General features: G+C 59.5%; 25 protein-coding genes. 13 read left to right on the top strand and 12 right to left on the bottom strand.

The features are described 5' to 3' along the window. Nucleotides 1-24 precede the first annotated feature (24 nt). A complete protein-coding gene (locus tag C2E19_RS07845; RefSeq protein ID WP_129390174.1) occupies nt 25-1,746 on the bottom strand; it encodes a DUF2599 domain-containing protein in 1,722 nt (573 codons plus the stop codon). Nucleotides 1,747-2,059: 313 nt separating this feature from the next. Further along, complete coding sequence (gene acpP, locus C2E19_RS07840; protein ID WP_129390171.1) at nt 2,060-2,293, bottom strand: acyl carrier protein; 234 nt, start codon at nt 2,291-2,293, stop codon at nt 2,060-2,062. A gap of 407 nt (nt 2,294-2,700) precedes the next feature. Between acpP and C2E19_RS07830 the strand changes: the two genes are divergently transcribed. Genes C2E19_RS07830 through C2E19_RS07815 form a run of 4 tightly spaced genes read left to right on the top strand, consistent with a single transcriptional unit; the run spans nt 2,701 to nt 5,144 of the window. Further along, the gene (locus tag C2E19_RS07830; RefSeq protein ID WP_008086321.1) at nt 2,701-3,003 is read left to right on the top strand and encodes a DUF2282 domain-containing protein; all 303 of its coding nucleotides are present in this window, start codon (nt 2,701-2,703) and stop codon (nt 3,001-3,003) included. 25 nt (nt 3,004-3,028) lie between these two features. Then, the gene (locus C2E19_RS07825; RefSeq protein WP_129390168.1) at nt 3,029-3,916 is read left to right on the top strand and encodes a DUF692 domain-containing protein; all 888 of its coding nucleotides are present in this window, start codon (nt 3,029-3,031) and stop codon (nt 3,914-3,916) included. Continuing rightward, a complete protein-coding gene (locus C2E19_RS07820) occupies nt 3,913-4,671 on the top strand; it encodes a DUF2063 domain-containing protein (protein ID WP_129390165.1) in 759 nt (252 codons plus the stop codon). The genes C2E19_RS07825 and C2E19_RS07820 overlap by 4 nt, the downstream gene beginning before the upstream one ends. Next, nucleotides 4,668-5,144, top strand: coding sequence for a DoxX family protein (locus C2E19_RS07815; protein ID WP_129390162.1), 477 nt, complete (start codon nt 4,668-4,670; stop codon nt 5,142-5,144). The genes C2E19_RS07820 and C2E19_RS07815 overlap by 4 nt, the downstream gene beginning before the upstream one ends. A gap of 160 nt (nt 5,145-5,304) precedes the next feature. Here C2E19_RS07815 and C2E19_RS07805 read toward each other — a convergent pair whose 3' ends face one another. After that, entirely contained in the window at nt 5,305-6,219 is a 915-nt protein-coding gene (locus C2E19_RS07805; protein ID WP_129390159.1) for a LysR family transcriptional regulator, read from the bottom strand. A 104-nt stretch (nt 6,220-6,323) separates the two neighbouring features. Here C2E19_RS07805 and C2E19_RS07800 point away from each other — a divergent pair, with 104 nt between their 5' ends. From C2E19_RS07800 to C2E19_RS07790, 3 genes are all read left to right on the top strand, one after another. After that, nucleotides 6,324-6,923 carry a short chain dehydrogenase gene (locus C2E19_RS07800; RefSeq protein ID WP_129390156.1) on the top strand — a complete coding sequence of 200 codons (600 nt, stop codon included), beginning with the start codon at nt 6,324-6,326 and terminating at the stop codon, nt 6,921-6,923. A gap of 261 nt (nt 6,924-7,184) precedes the next feature. Further along, nucleotides 7,185-7,838 carry a COG3650 family protein gene (locus C2E19_RS07795; RefSeq protein ID WP_129390153.1) on the top strand — a complete coding sequence of 218 codons (654 nt, stop codon included), beginning with the start codon at nt 7,185-7,187 and terminating at the stop codon, nt 7,836-7,838. 97 nt (nt 7,839-7,935) lie between these two features. Next, nucleotides 7,936-9,549, top strand: a complete 1,614-nt coding sequence (locus C2E19_RS07790; RefSeq protein WP_122591545.1) for an NAD(P)/FAD-dependent oxidoreductase — start codon at nt 7,936-7,938, stop codon at nt 9,547-9,549. 138 nt (nt 9,550-9,687) lie between these two features. Here the strand turns inward: C2E19_RS07790 and C2E19_RS07785 are convergent, their stop codons facing one another. After that, nucleotides 9,688-10,782, bottom strand: coding sequence for a PLP-dependent cysteine synthase family protein (locus C2E19_RS07785; RefSeq protein ID WP_129390150.1), 1,095 nt, complete (start codon nt 10,780-10,782; stop codon nt 9,688-9,690). A gap of 250 nt (nt 10,783-11,032) precedes the next feature. On the opposite strand from C2E19_RS07785, the gene nhaA reads away from it, so the two are divergent. From nhaA to C2E19_RS07765, 4 genes are all read left to right on the top strand, one after another. Continuing rightward, nucleotides 11,033-12,223 carry a Na+/H+ antiporter NhaA gene (nhaA, locus tag C2E19_RS07780; protein WP_129390147.1) on the top strand — a complete coding sequence of 397 codons (1,191 nt, stop codon included), beginning with the start codon at nt 11,033-11,035 and terminating at the stop codon, nt 12,221-12,223. A 248-nt stretch (nt 12,224-12,471) separates the two neighbouring features. Further along, a complete protein-coding gene (locus C2E19_RS07775) occupies nt 12,472-13,659 on the top strand; it encodes a colicin E3/pyocin S6 family cytotoxin (protein ID WP_129390144.1) in 1,188 nt (395 codons plus the stop codon). Then, a complete protein-coding gene (locus tag C2E19_RS07770; RefSeq protein ID WP_129390140.1) occupies nt 13,656-13,886 on the top strand; it encodes a hypothetical protein in 231 nt (76 codons plus the stop codon). Before C2E19_RS07775 ends, C2E19_RS07770 begins: the two co-directional genes overlap by 4 nt. Beyond that, nucleotides 13,883-14,140, top strand: coding sequence for a hypothetical protein (locus tag C2E19_RS07765; protein ID WP_256661287.1), 258 nt, complete (start codon nt 13,883-13,885; stop codon nt 14,138-14,140). Before C2E19_RS07770 ends, C2E19_RS07765 begins: the two co-directional genes overlap by 4 nt. A 62-nt stretch (nt 14,141-14,202) precedes the next feature. Here C2E19_RS07765 and C2E19_RS07760 read toward each other — a convergent pair whose 3' ends face one another. Continuing rightward, nucleotides 14,203-14,667 carry a glycine zipper 2TM domain-containing protein gene (locus tag C2E19_RS07760; protein ID WP_008086349.1) on the bottom strand — a complete coding sequence of 155 codons (465 nt, stop codon included), beginning with the start codon at nt 14,665-14,667 and terminating at the stop codon, nt 14,203-14,205. Nucleotides 14,668-14,847: 180 nt separating this feature from the next. On the opposite strand from C2E19_RS07760, the gene C2E19_RS07755 reads away from it, so the two are divergent. Further along, the gene (locus C2E19_RS07755; RefSeq protein ID WP_129390137.1) at nt 14,848-15,084 is read left to right on the top strand and encodes a hypothetical protein; all 237 of its coding nucleotides are present in this window, start codon (nt 14,848-14,850) and stop codon (nt 15,082-15,084) included. Nucleotides 15,085-15,089: 5 nt separating this feature from the next. Here the strand turns inward: C2E19_RS07755 and pdxH are convergent, their stop codons facing one another. The 5 genes from pdxH to dinG form a co-directional block, all read right to left on the bottom strand. After that, nucleotides 15,090-15,737: a pyridoxamine 5'-phosphate oxidase gene (gene pdxH, locus C2E19_RS07750; protein ID WP_129390134.1), complete on the bottom strand. Its 648-nt coding sequence runs from the start codon at nt 15,735-15,737 to the stop codon at nt 15,090-15,092. Nucleotides 15,738-15,761: 24 nt separating this feature from the next. Further along, a complete protein-coding gene (locus C2E19_RS07745; protein ID WP_129390131.1) occupies nt 15,762-16,868 on the bottom strand; it encodes an OmpA family protein in 1,107 nt (368 codons plus the stop codon). Between the two features lie 113 nt (nt 16,869-16,981). Continuing rightward, nucleotides 16,982-18,127 carry a serine hydrolase domain-containing protein gene (locus C2E19_RS07740; RefSeq protein WP_129390128.1) on the bottom strand — a complete coding sequence of 382 codons (1,146 nt, stop codon included), beginning with the start codon at nt 18,125-18,127 and terminating at the stop codon, nt 16,982-16,984. Nucleotides 18,128-18,317: 190 nt separating this feature from the next. Further along, the gene (locus C2E19_RS07735) at nt 18,318-20,789 is read right to left on the bottom strand and encodes a beta-galactosidase (RefSeq protein ID WP_129390125.1); all 2,472 of its coding nucleotides are present in this window, start codon (nt 20,787-20,789) and stop codon (nt 18,318-18,320) included. A 95-nt stretch (nt 20,790-20,884) separates the two neighbouring features. Further along, entirely contained in the window at nt 20,885-23,029 is a 2,145-nt protein-coding gene (dinG, locus tag C2E19_RS07730) for an ATP-dependent DNA helicase DinG (protein WP_034154974.1), read from the bottom strand. Between the two features lie 99 nt (nt 23,030-23,128). Between dinG and C2E19_RS07725 the strand changes: the two genes are divergently transcribed. After that, the gene (locus tag C2E19_RS07725; protein ID WP_129390122.1) at nt 23,129-23,593 is read left to right on the top strand and encodes a DUF2269 family protein; all 465 of its coding nucleotides are present in this window, start codon (nt 23,129-23,131) and stop codon (nt 23,591-23,593) included. Nucleotides 23,594-23,813: 220 nt separating this feature from the next. Here C2E19_RS07725 and C2E19_RS07720 read toward each other — a convergent pair whose 3' ends face one another. Next, nucleotides 23,814-24,572, bottom strand: coding sequence for a collagen-like protein (locus tag C2E19_RS07720; RefSeq protein ID WP_129390119.1), 759 nt, complete (start codon nt 24,570-24,572; stop codon nt 23,814-23,816). Next, on the bottom strand, nt 24,565-24,846 hold the full coding sequence (locus C2E19_RS07715; protein WP_129390116.1) for a DUF1145 domain-containing protein: 282 nt from the start codon (nt 24,844-24,846) through the stop codon (nt 24,565-24,567). The genes C2E19_RS07720 and C2E19_RS07715 overlap by 8 nt, the downstream gene beginning before the upstream one ends. Between the last annotated feature and the right edge of the window lie 91 nt (nt 24,847-24,937).

The following is a 24,937-nucleotide window of genomic DNA, read 5'->3' as shown; positions in this document are numbered from 1 at the left end:
CATCTCCTTGATTAGCCAACACACTCAGCGAGGAACAGGGTTGCAACCGGCGGCCCGGGTGTCGGCGTCCGACAACGCCGGCCGGAACGGCTCAAGATTCCACGGCGTCTTGTTGCGATAGTTGGCCAGGACGCAACCCAATTGCTGGCGCATGCTGCCGGCCGACGTTTCGTTGTCGCGCCAGTTGCTGTCTGCGCCCTTGAGTGCGAACAGTTGCGCGTAGATCGCGCCGAGTTGCTCGTTGGGCAAGGCACGCCCCGCCGCCGTGGGCACGATGCTCAGGCTCCATTCATCCTTGCGGGTGCCGGGGTCGTAACGTTTGACCCAGTCAGCGGAGGCGATGTATTGCGGTGACGCGGCAGCCGCGGGATTGCAACCGGCCTTCGCTGTTTCCTGCGGGCTGACAGCGGGACGGAAGGGTTCCAGATTCCATTCGGTTTTGGCCGGATAGTTTTGCACCAGACAGGTTAGTTGCTGGCGCATGCTGCCCGCCGACTTCTCGTTGTCGCGCCACTGGCTATCAGCCCCCCGCAGCGCGAGCAGTTCCTGATACACCGCCTCCTGATTGCTGGCCTGGTTCGCCTTGCCCTGGGCGGTCGGCGTGACGCTGAGCGACCATTCGTTTTTCTTGCTGCCGGGGTCGTAGCGCTCGATCCAGGTGGCGCTGGCGATGTATTTCGAGGTTGGCGCAACCACCGGCGGCTGGGAATCGCCCGCCACCGTCAGATCGATCGCCTGATCGGCAGCGACGAAGCTGAAACGCTGTTCGGCGGGCTTGGTGAAATCCAGTCGCAGGATCGGCACGCTGTAGCCTTGCGCCTGAAGTTTCTTCTGGAAATTGCGCGCGCTGTTCAAACCGTTCTCGGGTTTGGGTGGCGCCTGATCACCGCGGGTGGCGAAATTCTGCGTGCTGTTGACGTTGTAGATGAAGGCATCGATGTACTTCATGTTTTCGCTGCCATCGTTGGTCGCAGTGGCGTTTTTCAACATGAACTCGTTGACCTGGGCACTGAAGGCAAAGGGGTCCTTGTTGGTGGTGCTTGGCCGCGACTCGTGTACCCGGATCATCGCGTTCCAGTCACTGGGTTTTTCCGCGTTCCACGAGCATTGGCCGTATTGAATCGGCCCCTTCATCAAGCCGGTGTATTTCTGCGTCCACTGCTCGGCAGTGCTGACCCCGGCCTCGGCACAGGTACCGTAGGCCAGTGCCGCATTGCGATTGTTCATCGCCGCCTGTGCGGCACGCGGCGGTTCACGGCTGTCGAAGAAGCCGCAGCCATACCACTTGCGCTCCGGCCCGGTACCGCCATCGAAGGCGTAGATGCAGGTAAAGCCCTGCTCTTTGACCGGCAGATTCAAAGCCGCCGCATCCGAGGGCGTGCGCAGGATGAAACCGGCCGGATGGATAAGGATTCGCGTACTCAGATCCTTACGAATCCATGAGTAGGACGTCGCGCCAATCTTGATCGCGTAAGGACTGTAATCCCAAGGATTGAAAGGCCCGTCATTGACCATGCGCAGCGTCACGCCGCTGCAATAGTAGAGACCACGCGCCGCACCGGTATCGGGTTCCTGGCACGCGTCCTTTAGGGTGTTGTAGTTGTGGTTGATGCGTTTGAGCGTGTCCTGCGGATCGGCTTGCGGCTGGGCGTAAACCGGGGAGAACAGCAAAGGCAGCGTGCAGGCCAGAGCAAACGATGAAGTCTTGCGCGACAGCACAGCGCAGACTGAGCGATCCTTCGTCATGAGATACCGTCCTGGTAAATCGGCCTGTCGGAGTGGCCGTTGAAGTGACTATAGAACACTGCCGGCAACTCGGATAAATCACTGTAGGAGCTGCCGCAGGCTCGGGCCGCGATCGGACGATCTTTTGATATTGATTGCGTGGGTAAAAAGCCAGATCAAAAGATCGTCCAATCGCGGCCCGAGCCTGCGGCAGCTCCTACAGGGGTTTGTATTATTTGGAAAAATTTTGCGCTCAGTTGAGACTGAGGCGTCAGGTGGAACAAAAAACGGCGTTCTGGCCATTTTTTGTGTCTTTCAATATCTGATCTCAGGCTCATGCATGTGCGCGCAAAAAATCGAGTACATCCTTCACGGTCTTGACTTTCTCTGCGTCCTGATCTGGAATTTCAATTCCGAACTCCTCTTCCAAATCTAGAATCAGTTCAACGGCATCGACCGAATCCACGTTCAGGTCTTCAATAAAACGGGAAGACAGCACAACTTTTGCTTCATCTTTATCCAAGCGAACAGCAATAACACTCGTCAGTCGCGACTCAAAATCACCCATATCAAACCTCGCTTATTAATTATCTGAAACGCTCGGTTTTGAATATATCCAGCAAACTAAAAACATCCAACTGTCAGAAATAACAGTCCTTTATGACCATTCGCGATTACCCACAGTTATTTATTCCGACGAGAACATAAGACAGACGTCGCAGATCTGAAACCACCTGAAATCAATGATAAAAAACAGTCTCTGTAGGAGCTGCCGCAGGCTGCGATCTTTTGATCTTGATTGCGTGGGTAAAAAGCCAGATCAAAAGATCGCAGCCTGCGGCAGCTCCTACAGGGGGTTTTGGATTATTTGGGGGAAATTTGCGGTGGGCTGTAACGCATCGTCGACTGGGTTCTCTAGAGGGGTAAGCAAGCGCAAATCGCTTGTACAAACCCTGACAAGACTGGAGAAACATCATGACTGCTACCACCCGCACCCTGTCCGCCACCGCCCTGGTTCTGGCCCTCGGTTCTGCCCTGAGCATGGCCGCTGTCTCCACCGCCCACGCCGCCGACGACATGGAAAAATGCTTCGGCGTGGCCATGAAAGGTCATAACGACTGCGCCGCAGGTGCAGGCACCACCTGTGCCGGCACGGCGAAAATGGATTACCAGGCCAACGCCTGGAAACTCGTGCCGAAAGGCACCTGCGCCACCACCGAAAGCAAGACCTCGCCGACCGGTTTCGGCCAGATGGAAGCCTTCAAAGCCAAATCCTGATCCCCGGTCTGCCTGGGTGACGATCATGTCCAACGCCCATCAATCTGCCCTCCCCCGCACTCAGGCAGCCCGCGCCGAGCTCCCGCCGCGTGCGGGGCTGGGGCTCAAGAGCGAGCACTTTGCGCAAGTGCTCGGTTCGCCACCGGACCTCGGTTTCTTCGAGGTCCACGCCGAAAACTACATGGTCGACGGCGGCCCGTTTCATCATTTTCTGGGTTTGATTCGTCAGCAGTATCCGCTGTCGCTGCACGGCGTCGGGTTGTCCATCGGTGCTGAAGGGCCGCTGGATAAAGACCATCTCAAGCGTCTTGCCGAGCTGATTCGGCGCTATCAACCACAGTCTTTTTCCGAACACCTGGCCTGGTCGAGCCATGGCCCGGTGTTTCTCAATGATCTGCTGCCATTGGCCTACGACGCGCCGACGCTGAACCGTGTCTGCGCGCATATCGATCAGCTGCAGGACAGCCTCAAACGTCCCATGCTGTTGGAGAATCCGGCGACTTATCTGGCGTTTCAGCGCTCGACCATCGATGAGCCGGAGTTCATCGCCGAGGTCATCCGCCGAACTGGCTGCGGCCTGTTACTCGACGTGAACAATGTCTACGTGTCGTGCATCAATCATCAGCGCGATCCGCTGGCTTACCTCGACGCACTGCCGCTGCATCGCGTCGGCGAGATTCATCTGGCCGGATTTGCCGAAGATTCCGACAGCCCCGGTGAACGCCTGCTGATTGACGATCACGGTGCACCGATCGATCAAGCGGTGTGGGATTTATACCGGCAAGTGCTGAAACGCATTGGCCCGGTGGCCACGCTGATCGAACGTGACAATCAAGTGCCGGCGTTCGATGTGCTGCTGGCCGAAGCGCAGCAAGCCGATCACTTATTGCTGCAAGCCAGGGGGCGCGCATGAGTACGCACAGCGCTTTCGCTGCCGCGCTCATTGACACGCGGCTTCCCTGCCCCGACGGCTTGTGCAGTGCCAGCGGCGCCGATCCGGCCAGGCGCTTCGCGGTGTATCGCAACAACGTGCAAAGCTCGCTGATCAACGCGTTGGCCGACAGTTATCCGGTGATCAGGCAATTGGTCGGCGAGGAATTCTTTCGGGCGATGGCGGCCGTTTTCTTACAGGTCCAGCCGCCGCAAAGTCCGCTGATGAGTCGTTACGGCGAAGATTTCGCTGACTTCGTTGCCGCGTTCGAGCCGGCGTCCAGCGTGCCCTATCTGGCCGATGTCGCGCGCCTTGAGCGTTTGCGCACCTGTGCTTATCACGCGGCCGATGCGTTACCGGTGCGGGCGGAAGAAATCACTGCCGCACTTACCGATCCGCATTCCCTGAGCGCCCTGAGTGTCGAGTTGCATCCGTCGTTGCATCTGTTCGACTCACCCTGGCCGACGGTCGCGATCTGGGCAGCGCATCAACGGCAAGCAACGCTCGCGGGCATCGACTTGCAGCAAGCACAGCACGCGCTGGTGCTGCGCAACCATCTCGTCGTTGAAGTGTTTGTCATCGAGCCCGGCGCCAGCACGTTTATCCGCCATCTCATCGATGGCCTGCCATTACTGGCGGCAGCTGGACACAGCCCACCCTTCGATCTCGCACAAACCCTCGGCTTGCTGATCGCGCACAACGCCATCACCCACTTGAGCAACAAGGAATCGCCATGAACAACCTCATCGTCCGCGCCATCGCGCTGCTGGAAAAAATCCCCCACAGCCTGATCGCCTTCATCGCACGGTTTTCGATTGCTGCGGTGTTCTGGAAGTCTGGGCAGACCAAGGTCGAAGGATTGGCCATCGACCTGATCGACGGCACCTTTCAACTGGGTTGGCCACGACTGGCGGACTCGACGATTCCGCTGTTCAAGAGCGAATACCATGTGCCACTGCTGTCGCCGGAAATCGCCGCGCATATGGCCGCGTTCGCCGAACACTTCTTTCCAGTATTGATCCTGATCGGTTTTGCCACGCGATTTTCGGCGTTGGCATTGCTGGGTATGACCCTGACGATTCAGCTGTTCGTGTATCCGGATGCCTATCCGACTCACGGCACCTGGGCGGCGGTTTTACTGTATTTGATGGCGACTGGGCCGGGCAAATTGTCGATCGATCATCTGATCGCCAGACACTACAACCGCTGATATCCGTGATATCCGTGATATCCCTGATATCCCTGTAGGAGCTGCCGAAGGCTGCGATCTTTTGATCTGGTTTTTTACAAGCCAGATCAAAAGATCGCAGCCTTCGGCAGCTCCTACAGGGCATGGTTTACAGGGAATGGGTTAGAGGGGGAAGGGATGTTCAGCGCTGGAGGCGATCCAGGGCCTCGCCGCTGCGCTTGAACCAGCCGATCAGATAGTCTGCCAGTACCTGCGTACGTTTCGGCAATCCGCCCTGATACGGATGCACCAGGTACATCGGCATGCGCCGGGTCTGAAAGTCGCGCAGCAGCCATTTCAATCGGCCGTCAGCCAATTCCGCTTGCAGCAGGTACGACGGCAATCGGGCGATGCCGGCGCCGGACAGTGCTGCTTTCTTGAGCAGGCTGTAATGGTTGCTGGCGAACGGCCCGGACACGCGTACCCGCAACAATTCGTGCTGCTGGTGATACAGCCATTCTTCGCGACCACTGTAGTGACTGTTCAGCAAGCAGCGATGCTCGGCCAGCGCCTGCGGCATGATCGGTTCACCGAAACGCTCAAGATACGCCGGGCTCGCGCAGGTCATTTCCTGCCAGGCCAGCAGCGGTTTGGCCACCAGCCGCTGATCGTTGGCGACCTCGGAACGAATCGCCAGATCAAACCCGTCCCGCGACAGATCGCGATAGCTGTTATTCAGCTCCAGCTCGATCTGTACCTCCGGGTATTTCTGCGAGAACTCCAGCAGCAAGCCATCGAAGAAGGTTTCCCCCAGCGACACCGGCACCGTCATGCGCACCGGTCCGGCCATGTCGTCCTTCAGGCGCGCCAATGCCTGACGGGCCTTTTCCACCTGAACCACCAACGCTTGCGCCTGCGGCAGAAGCGCCGCGCCTGCCGCCGTCAGGCTCAAGCGGCGCGTGGTGCGCTGCAGCAACACCACGGAAAACTGCGCTTCGAGCTGGCTGATGCGCTTGGACAACTGGCCCTTGCTACAGCCCAATTGCTGCGCAGCCAGGGTGAAACTGCCAGCCTCGATCAACACAGCGAACGCCGCCAGATCATCCATTTCGCTCACGGATTGTTTCCATTTGAAAACCAAAGGTTGCCTATTAGTGCGCTTATCCGCAGAAAAAACCACTCTAGACTGAAACCTCGTTCAATCACTTGAGGTACAGCTCGATGAAAATTCTGTTGATAGGCGCTGGCGGCACCATCGGTTCGGCCGTGGACAAAGAATTGTCGCAACGTCACGAAATCATCCGCATCGGTCGTAACAGCGGTGATCTGAATGTCGATATCAGCGACAGCGCGTCAATCCGCAAGCTCTTCGAGAAAACCGGCAAGTTCGATGCGCTGATCTGCGCCGCCGGCAACGTGACCTTCGCGCCGCTGGATGAGATGACTGGAGACAGCTTCGCCCTCGGCCTGAAGGACAAGCTGATGGGCCAGGTCAACCTGCTGCTGATCGGCCGGGAATTCGCCAATGACGGTGCTTCGTTCACCTTTACCACCGGCGTGCTCAGCCATGATCCGATTCGCAGTGGCGCATCGGCGGCGCTGGTCAACGGCGCAATCGACAGTTTTGTTCGTGCGGCAGCCATTGAATTGCCGCGCGGTCTGCGGGTGAACTCGATCAGCCCGACCGTGTTGCTGGAGGCTATGGGTAAATATGCGCCGTACTTCCGTGGGTATAGGCCGGTTCCGGCGGCGGATGTGGCCCTGGCTTATGCGAAGAGTGTTGAAGGCTTGCAGACGGGTCAGACGTTTCACGTTGGTTAAGATCAAAGGATCGCAGCCTGCGGCAGCTCCTACAGGGGCATGTCGGGGGTTGCGATCTTTGGCATTTTGCCGACGGTCTTCATAACCCGGTGTACGCGTTTCCATGTAGGAGCTGCCGCAGGCTGCGATCTTTTGCATTTGACCCGGCGGGCTGCGTAACCCGGTGTACGCGTTTCCATGTAGGAGCTGCCGCAGGCTGCGATCTTTTGCATTTGACCGGCAGGCTGCGTAACGTGGCGGCACTTGTCTGGAGAGCCGAAGATGCGTGTTGCCCGTTCGTTAGTCCTTGTTGCCCTGCTGCCGTTGTTTGCCGCCTGCCAGTTGTTCGATGGCCAGCGAGAAAGTGCTTCGCACGTCGGGCAGACGCGGATGCAGGGGCAGCTGACCGCCGCTGACGGCAAACTGGTGTTCCAGCCGTGTCAGGATCAGCGCCAACTCGTCGTCAATGACATCGGTGGCACCAGCATTCTGCAGGAAGCTGCTACCTTGGCCGACGAGCAAGGCAAATTGTTCGCCGATGTTCGCGGCAAAGTTGCCGGCGATCGACTCGACCTGACTCAGCTGTATCGTGTCGAACGCTCCGGCACCGCCTGCGATGATCCGAATTTCAAACTGCTGATTCTGCGCGCCAGCGGCCACGGTCCTGAGTGGAACGTAAAAGTCAGCGGCAAAGGCATGGTCATCGACCGTGAAGGCCAGCCGCCACTCGCCGTACCTTATGTTGAAGAACAACTGGGTGATGGACGCTTCAACCTCAGCAGCGAAGCCAACAACCAGCGCATCGAATTGTGGGTCGCGCCGCAGCGCTGCGTCGACAACAGCACCGGCAGCGTGCAGCACATGAGCGCCGAACTGCGTATCGACGGCCAGGTGCAGCGCGGTTGCGGGTATTTCGGCGGATCGCGCAACGACTGAGCGTTTTAGCCTCACCGGATCCGGCCTTTGCGGCTTATAATCGCGGCCTTCAAACGCCCTGGCGCAGTTGTGCGCCCCGCGAACCCGGATCCTCGCCATGTTACGAATCACTGAACTCAAGCTGCCAATCGACCATCCCGAAGAAGACCTGCGCCCTGCCATCGTGCAGCGCCTGGGCATCGCCAGCGATGATCTGCTCGATTTCACCTTGTTCAAGCGCAGCTATGACGCGCGCAAAAAGTCCTCCGAACTGTGCTTCATCTACACCATCGACCTCGAAGTGCGCGACGAGGCCAAGGTGTTGGGCAAGTTCGCCGACGACCGTAACGTCAACGTGGCGCCGGATGTCAGCTACAAATTCGTCGGTGAAGCACCAAGCGATCTGAGCCAGCGCCCGATCGTCGTCGGTTTCGGCCCGTGCGGGATCTTCGCCGGCCTGTTGCTGGCGCAAATGGGCTTCAAGCCGATCGTCCTCGAACGCGGCACCGAAGTCCGTCAGCGCACCAAGGACACTTGGGGCCTGTGGCGTAAAAGCGTGCTCAACCCCGAGTCCAACGTGCAGTTCGGCGAAGGCGGCGCGGGCACGTTCTCCGACGGCAAGCTGTACAGCCAGATCAAGGACCCGAAATTCCTTGGCCGCAAAGTCCTGCACGAGTTCGTCAAGGCCGGCGCGCCGGAAGAAATCCTCTACGTCAGCAAGCCGCACATCGGTACGTTCCGTCTGACCGGCATGGTTGAAAACATGCGCGAGCAGATCCGCGAACTGGGCGGCGAAGTGCGCTTCCAGGAACGCGTCACCGACGTGCTGATCGAAGACGGCCAGCTGGTTGGCGTCGAACTGGCCAGCGGTGAAACCCTGCATTCGAAACACGTGGTTCTGGCCCTCGGCCACAGTGCCCGTGACACTTTCCGCATGCTTCACAGCCGTGGCGTATTCATGGAAGCCAAGCCGTTTTCAGTGGGTTTCCGTATCGAACACCCGCAATCGCTGATCGACCGCGCGCGCTTGGGCAAATACGCAGGACACCCGAAACTGGGTGCCGCCGACTACAAACTGGTGCACCACGCCAAGAACGGTCGTTCGGTCTACAGCTTCTGCATGTGCCCGGGCGGCACCGTGGTCGCGGCGACTTCCGAGCCGAACCGCGTGGTCACCAACGGCATGAGCCAGTACTCGCGTAACGAGCGCAACGCCAACTCCGGCATCGTCGTCGGCATCACCCCGGAAGTCGATTATCCGGGCGGCCCGCTGGCGGGGATCGAATTGCAGGAACGTCTGGAATCCCATGCGTTCATCCTTGGCGGCAGCGATTACAAGGCGCCGGCGCAACTGGTTGGCGACTTCATCAACGACATTCCTTCGACCGAACTGGGCGAAGTCGAGCCTTCGTACAAACCGGGGGTTGCGCTGGGCGATCTGGCCCTGGCGCTACCGGACTTTGCGATTGAAGCGATTCGTGAAGCGCTGCCGGCGTTCGAGAAGCAGATTCGCGGTTACTCGCTGCACGATGCGGTGTTGACCGGGATTGAGACGCGCACTTCGTCGCCGCTGCGCATTACGCGGAACGAGACGCTGCAGAGCATGAACGTGAAAGGCTTGTTCCCGGCCGGTGAAGGCGCGGGTTACGCGGGCGGGATTCTGTCGGCGGGTGTGGACGGGATTCGCATCGCAGAAGCCGTGGCGCGCGACATCCTCGGCCTGACTGACTGATCAGCATTAGCTGACCCAATACAAAACCCTGTGGGAGCGAGCCTGCTCGCGAAAGCGGTATTTCAGACAACATTGATGTTGAATGAGATGCCCCCTTCGCGAGCAGGCTCGCTCCCACATTGGTTTTTGTATTCAGCTTCAGATATTGGCGCGTAGCACTGAAGTCGGCAGCGCTTCACCACGCTCGGCACTCGCCGCCACTGCCTCGATCAACCCAGCCAACTCGTACCCCTGAGCCTTCAGCCAAGCCTGATCGTAATAGGTGTCGGCATAGCGTTCGCCGCCATCGCACAGAATCGCCACGATCGACCCCGACTCCCCCGCCGCTTTCATCTGCTGCGCCGCCATCAGTGCACCAATCAGATTGGTCCCGCTCGACCCGCCAACATGCCGACCCAGGCGCTGCGCCAGATAATGCATGGCCGCCAGCGACAAGGCATCCGGCACTTTGACCATCGCATCGATCACTTTGGGCAGGAACGACGCTTCGACGCGCGGCCGGCCAATGCCTTCAATGCGCGAACCGCAATCCAGGCGCAGACTGGCGTCGCCAGTCTGGTAGTAGTCGAAAAACACCGAACGCTCGGCATCGGCGCACAACACGCGGGTGCAATGCTGGCGATAGCGCACGTAACGGCCGAGGGTCGCGGTGGTGCCACCGGTGCCGGGGCTGGAAATCAGCCAGCTTGGCTCGGGATGCTTTTCGTAACGCATCTGCTGGAAGATCGACTCGGCGATGTTGTTGTTCGCGCGCCAGTCGGTGGCTCGTTCGGCGTAAGTAAACTGGTCGATGAAATGGCCGCCATGTTCGCGGGCCAGACGCTCGGATTCGGCGTAGATCTGCGTCGGATCGTTCACCAGATGACTCTGGCCGCCATAGAAGGCAATCTGCGCGATCTTCTCTTTGGAAGTGGTTGCCGGCATCACCGCAATGAACGGCAGGCCGAGCATCCGCGCGAAATACGCTTCGGAAATCGCCGTCGAACCGCTGGACGCCTCGATCACCGGCGCACCCGGTTTCAACCAGCCGTTACACAATGCATAGAGAAACAGCGAGCGCGCCAGCCGGTGCTTGAGGCTGCCGGTCGGGTGGCTCGACTCATCCTTGAAATACAACTCGACGCCTGCAAAACCCGGCAGCGGCAAAGGAATCAAGTGGGTGTCGGCGCTGCGCTGGAAGTCCGCCTCGATAATGCGGATGGCTTCGCGGGCCCACTGTCGGTTGTCGCTCATGGTGATGGTTCTCGTTGAATCGGGCAGGAGATCGGCCTCTATGAAGGCTCATTCATCAGCTTAGGAAAAAACCTACATCGCGCACAGGTACAGCTGAGTCTCAATATGTCAGGCAACTGCTAGGCTCACCGTGGCTTGGGCCAGACACCTTGTAACGACATATAACAAAAAAGAATATAACTTTTGTTTTAACAACTAACAGTACGGGTTAGGGTGTCCCACCTTTTTGACGATTCGATGGAGAGCGACCTTGCCTCTGCGTAGCACTTTCACGCGTTTCTTTCAGTTGGAAGCTGCCAGCGGTCTGTTATTGATCGCCGCGGCCATCCTGGCTCTGATTATCAACAACTCGCCACTGTCGTGGCTGTACACCGGCCTGCTCGACACCCCCGTGGTGGCGCAGATCGGTGCGTTGAAAATCGGTAAACCCTTGCTGCTGTGGATCAACGACGGCCTGATGGCGATGTTCTTCCTCCTCATCGGCCTGGAAGTGAAGCGCGAAGTCCTTGATGGTCAGTTGTCCAAACCCTCGCAAATCGTCCTGCCCGGTGCCGCAGCGATTGGCGGCATGCTGGTGCCGGCGCTGATCTACTGGTTTCTCAACCGTGACAACCCGGCGGCATTGGGCGGCTGGGCGATCCCGACCGCCACCGACATCGCCTTCGCCCTCGGCGTGCTGGCCTTGCTCGGCAAGCGCGTTCCGGTATCGCTGAAACTGTTCCTGATGACCCTGGCGATCATCGATGACCTCGGCGCCATCGTGATCATCGCGATCTTCTACTCCGGCGAACTCTCGACCTTGTCGCTGGGTCTGGCGGCAGCATGTATCGCGGCGCTGGTGGCGATGAACCGGCTCGGGGTGGTCAAACTCGGGCCGTACATGATCATCGGCCTGATCCTTTGGGTTTGTGTACTCAAGAGCGGTGTCCATGCAACGCTGGCGGGTGTCACGTTGGCCTTCTGCATCCCGCTGCGCACGAAAAACGCCGAGCCGTCGCCACTGCTGACCCTCGAACATGCGCTGCACCCGTGGGTGGCTTACGGCATTCTGCCGCTGTTCGCCTTCGCCAACGCCGGCCTGTCGCTGAGCGGCGTCACCGTCGAAAGCTTCACTCACCACGTGCCAATGGGCATTGCGGTTGGGCTGCTGCTGGGCAAGACCGTCGGCGTGTTCGGCCTGACCTGGCTGGCCGTGAAGATCGGCATCGCCACCCTGCCCCAAGGCGCCAACTGGGGCCAAGTGCTGGGCGTGGCGATCCTGTGCGGCATCGGCTTCACCATGAGCCTGTTCGTCGGCTCGTTGGCGTTTGAACCGGGTGTGAGCGATTACGCCGGGATGGACCGGATGGGGATTTTGACCGGGTCGATTCTGGCGGCGCTGATTGGTTATGCGGTGACGGCGGCGGCGAGTCGCCGAAACACAGTACTGAATCCTGCGTAGAACACCTGTGGCGAGGGGATTTATCCCCGTTGGGCTGCGAAGCGGCCCCCGCTTTTAAATTAAGAACTGGGGACTGCTGCGCAGTCCAACGGGGATAAATCCCCTCGCCACAAGTGCCGCCATACTGATACACAGCGACTAATCCCCACGTCTTTAGAGACGCGTCCTACAGCCACCATTTTCCTGCTTCGTTAACGTTGCGCAGCCCTTTGCGAAGGGCTGTCGATGGATGAACGAAAGGACGATCAGTGGCTGGCAACAAGGACATTCCCCGGGTTCCCAACCCACCGCAAGGCGACGGGCATCACGTCACTTACCGCTACATGACGGCCACTGAACTGGCCGAGCGCGACGCCAGACAAAATGCTTACGACGCCATGCTGGCCCGACAGGATGCTTTCGAGCGCAGCCGTGAGGTGGCGGTCAAAAAAACCGATCCCGTTCGCGCTGGCTGCGTATTCGCCAAGTCCTGCAAATTGCCGGATGCGATTATCGATTACTCCAGTCCTTCGGGGATGGTGCCGACTGACAGCCTGAAGGATTACGGCGAGCTGATTTTGCTGGGCGCTCGTGAGGCCGATGAAACCGGCGCAGTTCCTCTCAAGAAAATCGGTGCAACCGCTATTCCGGCTGGATTTGGCAGTCTGGCTCTGGCGGGGTCGATGTTTGAAGCACTGCCCGCTGCTGTATCAAGCGCGGCTGTTGCACCTTTGGTTGGTTTGGTTGCGCTGTTCATGCCCTCGAGTCTTGGTGACAGCGCGCTCTATACCGACGATCAACTGCGTGGACTTGAACAGGCGCGAACGCGTGTTCGGTTGAGGGTCGAACAGCAGGCCGACGGCAGTCTGAGGGGCTACGGCTTTTACACCGGCAAGAATCGCGACTGGGAAATGGTTGAGGTCGTGCAATTCAGCGAGCGCGGCAGTCAATTCATTGCTGACTTGGGCGAAGGCGTCGAACTGATCTGGACGCCTGCTGTGGATGGCTCAGACATCCTCGGCATCCCCGCGCTGGAGGTTGCACCGCAAGCGCCGCATATCTGGGTGTATCCACCGACGAAAGCGGCGGACGGGATTCTGGTCAACCCGGTTTATCCGCCGGAGTACCGGGATTTCATTTTGGTGTTTCCACCTGGCTCGTTGGTTCAGCCGGTATATATAGTCTTAAACGTTCCTAAAGATTTCAAATACCACCCCGCCCCTATTTCGCTGCCGGCCTTTCCAGACGTGAAACCTGCACCACTGAAAACCTCCGTTCGCGGTGGAGGAAAAAAGCGAAGACGTTGGAAAGATGCATCGGGGAAAATTTACGAATGGGACTCTCAGCATGGCAAGGTTGAGATGTACACCAAGCAAGGAAAACATCTTGGAGAATACGACCCGAAAACAGGGAAACAAACAAAGCCTGCCGATTCCACAAGGAGAGTAGAAAAATGAAGCATGTAATAGAGGTATTCGATCGAAAGACTGAGAATTTGCTCCTGACCGTAGAGATCGCGGCGCATCACGAGGAAGCATTGAAGGCGCTGATGAATTGGCAACAACCTGAAGATGAGTTCGATGGCTCTGATTTAGACGAAGAGCAGATCAAAATTTTGGAGGACTGGACTGGAGAAAAGCTCTTGGACGCAACTCATATAGTTCAGTTGGTATGCATCGAATGACTTATGGCAACTTCAAGCTGAATCACACCGTCGAGGCATTTAATAAACGCACAGCTCGGTTAGTTTTCGAGATCCCCGTTCCAGATGGAAACATTGAGCGGCTCAGAGTAATCATGCATTGGGTCAATCCCGAAGACGAAATCTTTGGCTATGACCTCGACCAAGAGCAGATAAAGCAATTGGAAGCTTTAATCGGTCGATCTTTCTACGACTCTAAATACAATTTTCAAATGGGTTGTTATGGAAGCGAGTAAATATCCTAAAAAAAAACCCGACCAGTCACCTGATCGGGGTTTTTCTTTACCCTACATCTCGCTTAGTGCGAAACGCGGCTGGTCCCGCCAACGGTGGAGATGCGCACGCGCTCGCCAACGCGGAACACTTCATTCTCCTGAACCTGCTGCACATAGGCGCGCATGCTGCCGTCGTCTTCACGTACGGTGATTTCCACACCTTGCGTACGGGTCAAGCCTTCTTCAGTCGCCGAACCAATCAAGCCACCCGCCACCGCACCGATGACCGCAGCAACGATGCTGCCCTTGCCACCGCCGATCGCGCTGCCGCCGACGCCGCCAACTGCCGCACCGGCGATGCCGCCGATCGGGGTCTTGGTGCCTTCGATTTTGACCGGGCGCAGCGATTCGATGGTGCCCATGCGAATCGTCTGCACGCGACGTGCTTCGTCACGGGAGTAGGAGTCACCGGTCAGGCTCGATTGGCAGCCGGTAAGCAACATCGCCATCGTGGAAAAGGAAGCAACCAGCAGAACAGACTTACGCATAGCATCAACTCCAAAAGAACATATATTCATTAAACTCCGTGGCTTGACGCCTGTCACGACGCAGCCCGGACAAATTCGCTTTCATTCAGGCACGGTACAGACGCCTGCACGCTTTCGCTCACATAGCCCCTACAGTAGCGCCAAATTGGCAAACCTGCGCCACCGAGGCCAAGGATTTTCATGGATTACTTCATCATCGTCGTCACCACTGCCGCCGGTTTGTACTTCCATTGGTGGTTGTACAGACGGATCAAACGCTGGATGGATCGCGACCTGGCGCTGTCACTGGCCGGCAAGGATGAGGGCAAACGTGCCTTCATGCTTGACCAGTTGGCGCACGCTCAGGCGCAGAAGATCAAGCGCCGGGATCTGCCGAAGTGGCTTGAGGCCGCGTCAGCAGGCTATCCCGCTCGGTAGACTGTTCAGGGTGCCAGACGTTCAAGAATCCAGTCAGCGCCCTGCACACGGTAGTTGAGGCGATCGTGCAGACGGCTTGGACGGCCCTGCCAGAACTCGATGCGCTCCGGCAGCAAGCGGTAACCGCCCCAGTGTTCCGGGCAGTCGGGCTGGGTGTCGGAAAAGCGCCGCTCGGTTGCCTTGAGCAGATCTTCCAGTTCACCGCGCCCGTCGATCACCCGACTCTGCGGCGATGCCCAGGCACCGAGACGGCTGCCCAGCGGCCGCACCTGATAATACGCATCGGACTCTTGCGGCGTGACCTTCACCACGCGCCCTTCGATGCGCACCTGGCGCTCCAGGGTTGGCCAGAAAAAGGTCATGGCGGCAAACGGATTGGCCGCCAGTTGCTGGCCCTTGGCGCTGTCATAGTTGGTGAAGAACGTGAAGCCCTGCTCGTCCAGGCCCTTGAGCAGCAGAATGCGGCAATGCGGACGCCCGTCGGCATCGACCGTGGCCAGGGTCATGGCGTTGGCTTCAACCGGCGCCTGTTCGGTTTTCACCGCGTCGGCAAACCACTGGTGAAACAGCGCAAACGGCTCGGCCGGGGCTTGCGCCTCGGTCAGGCCATCGCGGGTGTAATCACGACGCATATCTGCCAGAGCCTGGGTCATGGCGCATTCCTTTTCGTTAGCGGATCACTTTTTGGTGGTATCGGTCGCGGCGACTTTCTTGTCGGTCGCGGCCGCTTTGGCTGGCGTGGTTTTCTTCGCTGGAGCCTTGGCTGGAGCTTTTTTCGCCGGAGCCTTGGCTGCGGCTTTCTTGGCCGGAGCTTTTTTGGTGGCCGGCACCGCCGCTTTTTTCGCTGCTGGAGCCGGGGTGACCGGTTTGGCGACTGGCTTGACGTCTTGCGCGGCGACCATGGTCACTGGTTTCGGCGCTGGCATGTTGTACTTGCTCAGCAACGCCACCATGGTGTTTTGCGGGGTCACCAGCAGTTCGACGCGACGGTTCAGGGCGCGGCCTTCTACGCTGTCGTTGGCTGCGCGCGGGGCTTCGGAACCCATGCCGCGCAGCATCAGGCGATCACGCTGCAAACCGCTGAGGCGGAAGATCGCCGCAATGGCCTGGGCACGTTCCTGGCTCAGTTTGATGTTGGCCGGTGCGGCGCCACTCGAGTCGCTGTGACCGAGCACCAGAACGGCGGTTTTCGGGTCGGCTTCGAGGATTTTCGCTACACGGGTGAACGGGCCGAGTGTCACCGGCAGCAGCATGGCTGGACGATCCGGGTTGAACGAGCCTTCGACCGGCGCGGTGACCACCAGCACGTTTTCACGGCGTTCAAGTTGCAGATTGCTGTCCTTGACCGCTTCACGCAGGCGCGGCTCGTAGTCGTCGAGCCAAGCCTGGGTGACTTTTGGATCTGGCATCGGCACGGCTTGGGCGGTTGCTTGATCCTTGCCGCCGAACGGCCACCACCATTTGCTGCCGGTGTCGGCGTCAGCCTTGGCCACGGCGACCGGCTTCTTGGCTTCCGGTGCGACTTCAGCCTTCATGTCAGCCTTGGCCGCTGCATCATCGGAACCGAAAGGCCAGTACCAAGGATTGCTGCTTTCGGTTTTCGCCACCGGAGCAGTGGCGGCAGGTTTCAGTGGAGCTGGAACCGGTGCCGGCTCTTTGGCCGCCACTTTGTCGGAAGAACCGAACGGCCACCAACTGCCGCCGTCCGCATCGTTTTTCGGGGTCTGTGCACAACCGGTGATCGCTACACACAGGGCCAGGGCGAGGGTCTTTTTAGATGACATTGAAAATCCACAAAATGAAGTAATGAAAAATCAGAGCACTTTCGCCCGGATAAACAGCCGTTTTGAATCGAAAATCACGCCGAGGTTCCGACCCTGGAACTTCTAATGACGCTTTACAGACAAGTGGCAAGTACCCGCGCGAGTTTTTGCGCGCGCGGATCCATCAAAACGTAAGGCCCAAGGGTATTTGTCACAAAACCAAACGCGACATCATGCTCAGGGTCAGCAAAACCGATGGAACCGCCCGCCCCGGGATGACCGAATGCACGCGGGCCGAGGCCGTACGTGGCATTCGGCACGTCCGGTTGATCGAGCATGCAGCCGAGGCCAAAGCGGGTGTGGGTCAGCAACGTCTTGTCTTCGCCGAGGCTGTGTTCGCGGGTCAGCTCTTCGAGCATGTCGCTTTCGAGCAGGCTGCCGTCGAGGAGACCGGCGTAGAACCCGGCGAGACTGCGCGCATTACCGTGGCCGTTGGCCGCCGGTTGCTGCATGCGTCGCCATTCCGGTTTGTTGGTGCTGGTCAGCACCGACGGCGGATTGGTAAAAGCGCGGGTGGTCATGGCGGTCGGTTCGCGCATGGTCACTTGCAGCAGGCGTTGCGCGGCGGCGTCGCCGGCATTGCCTTTGCCACGAGCAATATGCGCGACACGGTGAAATTCTTCGTCAGCCAGACCGACATGGAAATCCAGGCCCAATGGCTTGGCCACGCGGGCGACAATCGATTCGCCCGGGCCACGACCGTCGGCGCGTCGGAGCAATTCGCCGACCAGCCAGCCGTAAGTGATCGCGGCGTAACCGTGACCCGTGCCCGGCGTCCACCACGGTGCTTCGGCGGCGAGCGCGTCGACCATGGTTTGCCAGTCGTAGAGGGCTTCTGGCGCCAGCAGTTCGCGCAGGGCCGGCAAACCGGCCTGGTGGCAGAGCAATTGGCGCAGGGTGACGGCTTCTTTGCCGGCAGCGGCGAATTCCGGCCAGTAGCGCGCGACCGGAACATCGAGTTGCAACTTGCCTTCAGCGACCAGTTGCAACGCAGTGACAGCGGTGAACGTCTTGGTGCAGGAGAACAGGTTGGCGATGGTGTCGCTGTGCCAAGCCTCGGCGCCATCCTTGTCGGCGGTACCGGACCAGAGGTCGACGACGGTCTCTGCGCCGACCTTGATGCACAGGGCTGCGCCGCGTTCCTGGGGATCGTCGAACAGTGCGGCGAAAGCCTCGCGCACTGCTTCGAATTGAAGCTCGTAATGTCCCTGAATCTGCACCCGCAACTCCCCCGCGACAACGCTCTACAAAGTGGCCCGCATTGTTCCAGCCCTTGAGGGATTTTGGAACAGCTGCGGGCCAGACGGTTAAAAGCAAAATCAAAAGATCGCAGCCTGCGGCAGCTCCTACATGGGATTGCGTTCCTTTGTAGGAGCTGCCGAAGGCTGCGATCTTTTAGCGTTTCAAACCTTAATGACCATTCCCCGAATGCCCACCCGCATACCCTGCCCCCGCGCCTTTGCCGGCCTCACCTTTGCGGCCGCCTTCGGCTTCGTGCACAGGGGCTTTCTGCGCTTGCTGAGCTAACTGATCAACCGCCTGCAAATTGCTTTTGCGCACGGTCTCGACAAAGCCTTGATACGGCAGATCCGTCACCCCGACCAAGCCGAAATGACCATTCTCGCCATCGAGCAGACGCCCGGTCACCGGTTGATCCAGATACTGGAACCAGTGCACGCCGACAATCGAAGGCTCGCTCAAGGCCTGCTTGAGGAAATTGGCGTAGGCCGGGCCACGATCTTCTTCTTTGCTCAGTTGCGTCACGCCGCCCCAGAACGGGCCGCGATCAGCGGAGCCGAAGTTGAACTCGGTAATCAACACCGGTTTGTCCAAGGCACCCAGCGCGGCAAAGTCATAACCATCCTGCGGTTTAAGCGTGTACATGTTGAAACTCAGCACATCGCAGTACTGCGCGCAGGACGCCACGGCTTCCGGAGTGCTGATGGCGAAGCGGCCACCGAGCAGCATCTGGTTGGGTGCGTGCCATTTCAGCGAGTCGGAAATGGTCTTGAAGTACGTGTCAGCGAAGACCTTCTGGAAATATTTGAAGTCGGCTTCGATTTCCGGGTGTTCCGGGTTCGGCAATGGTGGTTCGAAGCCTGGGTCTTCCATCAATTCCCACGCCGGCAGATCAATACCCCATGCCTTCGACAACCCGGCCTGATTGCGGTACTTGTCGCGCAGTTGCTTGAGAAACGCACGCTTGGCCGGCACGTCGGTGGTCATTTTCAGCGTGCCGTAGGCCAGCGCGTAACGCGATTTCGGGTCAGCGCCGGGACCGGCCCAGGCCAATTCGTTGTCGGCGTAATAGCCGATCAGCCACGGATCGTCGCGGTGATCGCGGGCAGCAATGGCCACGGCGCGCTCGGTGGCCATGGCGAAACGCGGGTCGAACGGATCGGGCATGCCGCCCCACCAGTCGCTGCCGGTGCTGATGCTGGTGTAGTCACCAACGATCGACAGCGGCAAGGTGTACGGCACCCGCTCGGCATCGCCCAGCTCAGGCGCGCTCCAGTTGCCGACCGTGTTGAAGCCCCAGGCTTGCAGGCGATCAAGCGTGTGGTTGGCCCACTGCGACTCATCAATTGTTGCTTTACACGGCGCGGAAGTCTTTTCGCTGGCCACTTGCACGGTTTCAGTCTTGGCGGCTTCGGCGACGCCAGACTTCGGCTCAGCCGGTACAGCGGCAGGTTCTGATGCCTTGGCGGCAGCGGTTTCAGCCGCTTCAGCTTTCGCCGCTTCAGCGACGCCGGATTTGCTTTCGCTGTCCGCTTTGCACGGTTCGCCGTACACACGCTGCAAGTTGGCGCCGTAGAAGTCATACCAACGCCCATTACCGTAGCCACGGCCCTGATCGGCGCCGTTGCCGCCACGGTTATCGCCTTCGCCAAAATGCCTGGCCAGTGGCTCGTCAGCTTTTGGCAGCGATTCAAACATGTACTCGCGACCGGCCACGTAGGTCTGGTTGACGTCCGGGCTGACGGTGTTGACGCCAAGGGAGTAGAACGGGTGCCCTTCAGGCGTCACCAGATACCAGCGGCCATCACGTTTTTCCGTACGGAAGAAGCCGCTGGCCTTGAACGCCGGGCCTTTGTTCCAGCCACCGAACTTGTCCAGCGAGGACTTCTCGCGCTCGGCCAGCCAGGTTTTCAGCTGTTGCTGTTCCTTGGCGGCGGCGGATTTCAGCTGTTCGTCATTGGCGACTTTTTCCGGCCATTTGCTGCGGGTCGATTGCCCGTAAGCGTCGACCAGATTGCCGTAAACAGCCTGGGTTACCGAGTCGCCGTCCTGAACACCGAAACGCTCGAGCAGCAAGCTCTGCGCGACTTTCGGCTGATCCATCGACAAGCTCACCGAGACCACCTGGCTGCGATCAATCTCACCGCTGCTGCTGGCGAGTAAAATACGCTGGCCATCGACGGTCATCGGCATCGGCGGCCCGGCCTTCATGCCCTGGCTCAACGGTGTCGAGGCGACCAGCGGCACCAGCAACGTCTGCGCAGGACCGGCCGGCAGATCGACGCGACTGACCAGCGTGCGGCCGTCATTGCTCTGAATGTGCACGTAAACGGTGACGGCCCAGTTCATCGCGCTCTGCAAACGCAGGGTCATCATCGCGGATTGCGACCAGTCCCAGGCACCGGTCTGCGGGGTCAGGCGCAGGGTCGGGCGGGCCACCGGGTTGAAGGTTACCCGGCGCAGCACTTCGCCTTCTGCCGTTTGCTCGGCGTTGGCTTGCGGCAGATCAGCGTTTTCGGTGGCAATTTTCACCACGTCGGCAGGGCGGACAAAGTTGAACAGGGTCTGCTGACCGGCGGGTGCCGCGAACAATGGCGCAGCGAAGATCAAGGCGAAAACGGCAGGCAACGAACGGCGAATCATAAGAACGGAGTTCTCCCTAGCGACCAACATTGGCCAATGGAAAAGCGATGGCAGAGAGATAGACAGCACGGCGGGCAAAACTGCCCACCGATGTCTCAGGATATTTCACGACGGAAGGGAGGCAACGCATTGAGGATCGCTTTGCCATAGCGCTGGGTGACCAGCCGCCGATCCAGCAAAGTGATGGTGCCGCGGTCTTCTTCGGTACGCAGCAGTCGCCCGCAGGCCTGCACCAGTTTCAGCGAGGCGTCGGGCACGGAGATTTCCATGAACGGATTACCGCCACGGGCCTCGATCCATTCCGACAGCGCCGCTTCGACCGGATCATCCGGCACCGAAAACGGGATCTTGGCGATCACTACGTGTTCGCAATACGCGCCCGGCAAGTCGACGCCTTCGGCAAAACTGGCGAGGCCGAACAGTACGCTGGAGTCACCGCCATCAACCCGCGCCTTGTGCTTGTTCAGGGTTTCCTGCTTCGACAGGTTGCCTTGAATGAACACTTGCTTGCGCCAGTCGCGGTCGAGGCCGTCGAACACGTCCTGCATCTGTTTACGCGAAGAAAACAACACCAGCGTGCCACGTGAGCCTTCGACCAGATCGGGCAACTCACGAATGATCGCTGCCGTATGCGCAGCGGCATCGCGTGGGTCGGCTTTCAGGTCCGGCACCCGTAACACACCGGCATCGGCGTGATGGAACGGGCTCGGCACCACGGCGGTGACGGCTTTTTTCGGCAGGCCGGCGCGCATGCGGAAGCGGTCGAAAGTGCCCAGCGCGGTCAGCGTTGCCGAGGTCACCAGACAGCCGTACGCCACGTTCCACAGGCTGCGACGCAAGGTTTCGGCGGCGAGGATCGGGCTGGCGTTGACCTCTATGTCGAACAACGAACCGCTTTCGGCGAGGGTCAGCCAACGCGCCATCGGCGGGCTGTCTTCCGGGTCCTCGGCGGTAAACGCGGTCCACAGCTCCCAGTTGCCCGACGCTCGGGACAACAGGCTGCCGAACAGCGGATACCACTCTTCGGCCTGATTGCTGGCGATGCCGATGTTGACCTCGCCGTCCATGCCTTCCTTGAGCAGGTCGGTCAGACGCGTGAACAGATCGTTCAAGCGCGAGAAACCTTTCTTCAGCTCGATGCCCATTTCGCGCATGTGTTCAGGAATCACCCCGGCGACGAAACGATGACGCGGGCGCTCACGGCCTTCGACGTCTTCGCCGGGCTTGAAATCGGCAACCTGCTCGCAAGCGCTGAACATGAACTGTTGCTGGGCCTTGATCTCGCGCGCCAACTCCGGCACCTGCTCGATCAACTTGCCGAGATCGCCCGGCAGCGGGTGCTGGGCAAGCAATTTGGTGAGGTTCTTCGCGGTGGTTTCCAGCCAGTCGGCGGTGGAGCGCAGGCGCGTGTAGTGGGCGAAGTGGCCGATCGCCTTGTCCGGCAGGTGGTGGCCTTCGTCGAACACGTAAATGGTGTCGCGCGGGTCCGGCAGTACCGCACCGCCGCCCAAGGCCAGGTCAGCGAGGACCATGTCGTGGTTGGTGACAATCACGTCGACCTTGCCCATACCTTCGCGGGCCTTGTAGAAGGCGCACTGGCCGAAGTTCGGGCAATGCCGGTTGGTGCACTGGCTGTGATCGGTGGTCAGACGCGCCCAGTCGGCGTCTTCCAGCGCGTTGGGCCAGCTGTCGCGGTCACCGTCCCATTTATTCCCGGCAAGCTTCTCGATCATGCTGGTGAACAGCTTCTGACTGGCCTCATCGACCTCGATCTTGAAGCCTTCTTCTTCGAACAGCTGGGCAGTGGCGGTTTGCGCGTGGCCTTCCTGCAAGAGCATGTCGAGTTTGGACAGGCACATGTAGCGGCCACGGCCCTTGGCCAGGGCGAAGGTGAAATTCAGCCCGCTGTTGCGCATCAGGTCGGGCAAATCCTTGTAGACGATCTGCTCTTGCAGCGCGACGGTCGCGGTGGCGATGACCAGACGCTTGCCGGCGGCTTTCGCGGTCGGGATCGCCGCCATGCTGTAGGCCACGGTCTTGCCGGTACCGGTGCCGGCTTCCACCGCAACAATTGCGGGGTCGCCACTGCGCCGGCCTTCGTCGTCGGTGTCGATATCCCCGAGGACTTTGGCGATTTCAGCGATCATCAGGCGCTGGCCGTAACGCGGCTTGAGGCTCTTGGCTTCAAGAAAACGCGAGTAGGCGCCCTGGATCGTGGTTTTGAGTTCAGTGCTGATCATTGAGTGTCGGGCGCAAAAAACGCTGGATAAATTTTCAGTGGTTTGGATCGGCGGCTATCATACCCCGCGAATCGATCCTGCGCAGAACGGAGTAACCCAATGACACTTTTTAGCCTTGTTTATCCCCTGCATGTCCTGTCCGCCCTGGTCTGGGTCGGTGGCATGTTTTTCGCCTGGATGGTCCTGCGCCCGGCGGCTGTGAAGGCCCTCGACGGCCCTGCCCGACTGACCCTGTGGGTGGAAGTGTTTCAAGGTTTTTTCCGCTGGGTCTGGGTCGCGGTGATCTTGTTGCCGATCAGCGGTGTGGGCATGTTGCATCTGCAGCAGGTCGGGTTTGAGACCGCGCCGAAATATGTGCAAGTGATGATCGGGTTGTACGTGGTGATGACGGCGCTGTTTATCCGGATTCAAGGCTTGATGCTGCCGGAATTGCGCACGGCGGTGGAAGCGAAGGACTGGCCGACAGGCGCGGCGGTGCTGGGGCGGATTCGCCGGGTGGTGGGGCTTAACTTGATTGTGGGGTTGGTGCTGGTGGCAATTGCGGCGGCTCGGCCGATGATTTGAAGATCGGGGATTAGATCAAAAGCCCCTCACCCTAGCCCTCTCCCGGGGGGAGAGGGGACTGAATGGGGGATATTGAAGAGATACGCCGACTTGAAAATTCTCTGCCGAATCCATAATCGACTCGGTTTTTCAGGTCGATGGAGAGCGTGAGTCACCTCGGTCGGCCCCCTCTCCCTCCGGGAGAGGGCTGGGCGGGCGGCGTTCCGATGAGGGTCTGCTTTTACAGGCGCTGCACGGTCACGGCACCCGCCGCGCCCACCGGCCCAGGCTGGCCATCCGTCCCGGCCTTGCCATTTTTGCCGCCATCAGCGCGATACACCAGGCAGCCCTTGGACTTGCCGCCCTTCCCTGCTTTACCGCCAACACCCGCCGGGCCACCGGCACCGCCGGTGACGTTAACCTTGATCAGCTCAGCCGGAAACTCGCGTGGCACCTCAAGTCGCACCAGCGCACCCGGTGCACCCGGCTGACCGTCACTGCCATTGCTGCCATCAAAACCATGTCCGGCCGAGCCATAAGTGCAGCCCGGATCTTCACCGTTGCCGCCATCCAGCCCGACAAAACCCGGTGCGCCAGTGCCGCCACGGGCATCGACCAACAGTTGCGGCGCATTCAACGCCTTGAATTGCAGATTCAGATTGCGCCCGGCACGCGCGGCTTTTTCATAAGTACCCGGCGCGCCACGCGCGGTGATCTGGCTGCCATCGCTCAACTCGGCGCGAATGACTTTCAGGTCCAGAGCCTGTTCACCCGGGACAATCGCAATACGTGCTTCATGGCCGAGGCGCAATTCACCGACGCTCAGCTCCGTCACGTTGGCCGGGATCAGCAGCGTGCCGTAATCGGCGACTTCAAGCTTCTCCAATTGCAAGGTGCTGGCAGTGTTGGGCAAGCGCATCAACGAATTGGTTTCGACACTGACCACCTGGGCACAGGCCAAAGGGCTGATGAATGCAGCGAGCAGGCAAAGTTTACGCATGGGAAGAAGCCTCCGGAGCGGCCGGGGCCGGGATGGTTTGCAGGTGGAATACGCCGAACAGCAGGATGCGGCCACGGTCACGCCAAGGGTGCGGCCGGCCTTTGAGGCTGCGGTTGCACAGCAGCACTTCGATTATGTGGATCAGCAACAGCAGAGCGCCGGCCAGATTGACCAGCAGATGCAGCGGATGAACGAACGGCACCAGTTGATTGGCCAGCACCACGCAGCAGAACAGCAGGGTCAATAAACGCCCCAGCCCCCAGAACACTTTCATACGCTCCCCCGTGTTGCGAATTATTCTTTGGGCGCACAGTAACGGCTTCTGCGGGGGATAAGCCAGAGGGGTAAATGAAAAAACTTCGGTG

It is taken from the genome of Pseudomonas sp. DTU12.3, from assembly GCF_004124275.1.
Lineage (GTDB): Bacteria > Pseudomonadota > Gammaproteobacteria > Pseudomonadales > Pseudomonadaceae > Aquipseudomonas > Aquipseudomonas helmanticensis.
The sequence above is the reverse complement of the archived record's forward strand: the minus strand, read 5'-3'. Positions and strand labels throughout refer to the sequence as shown.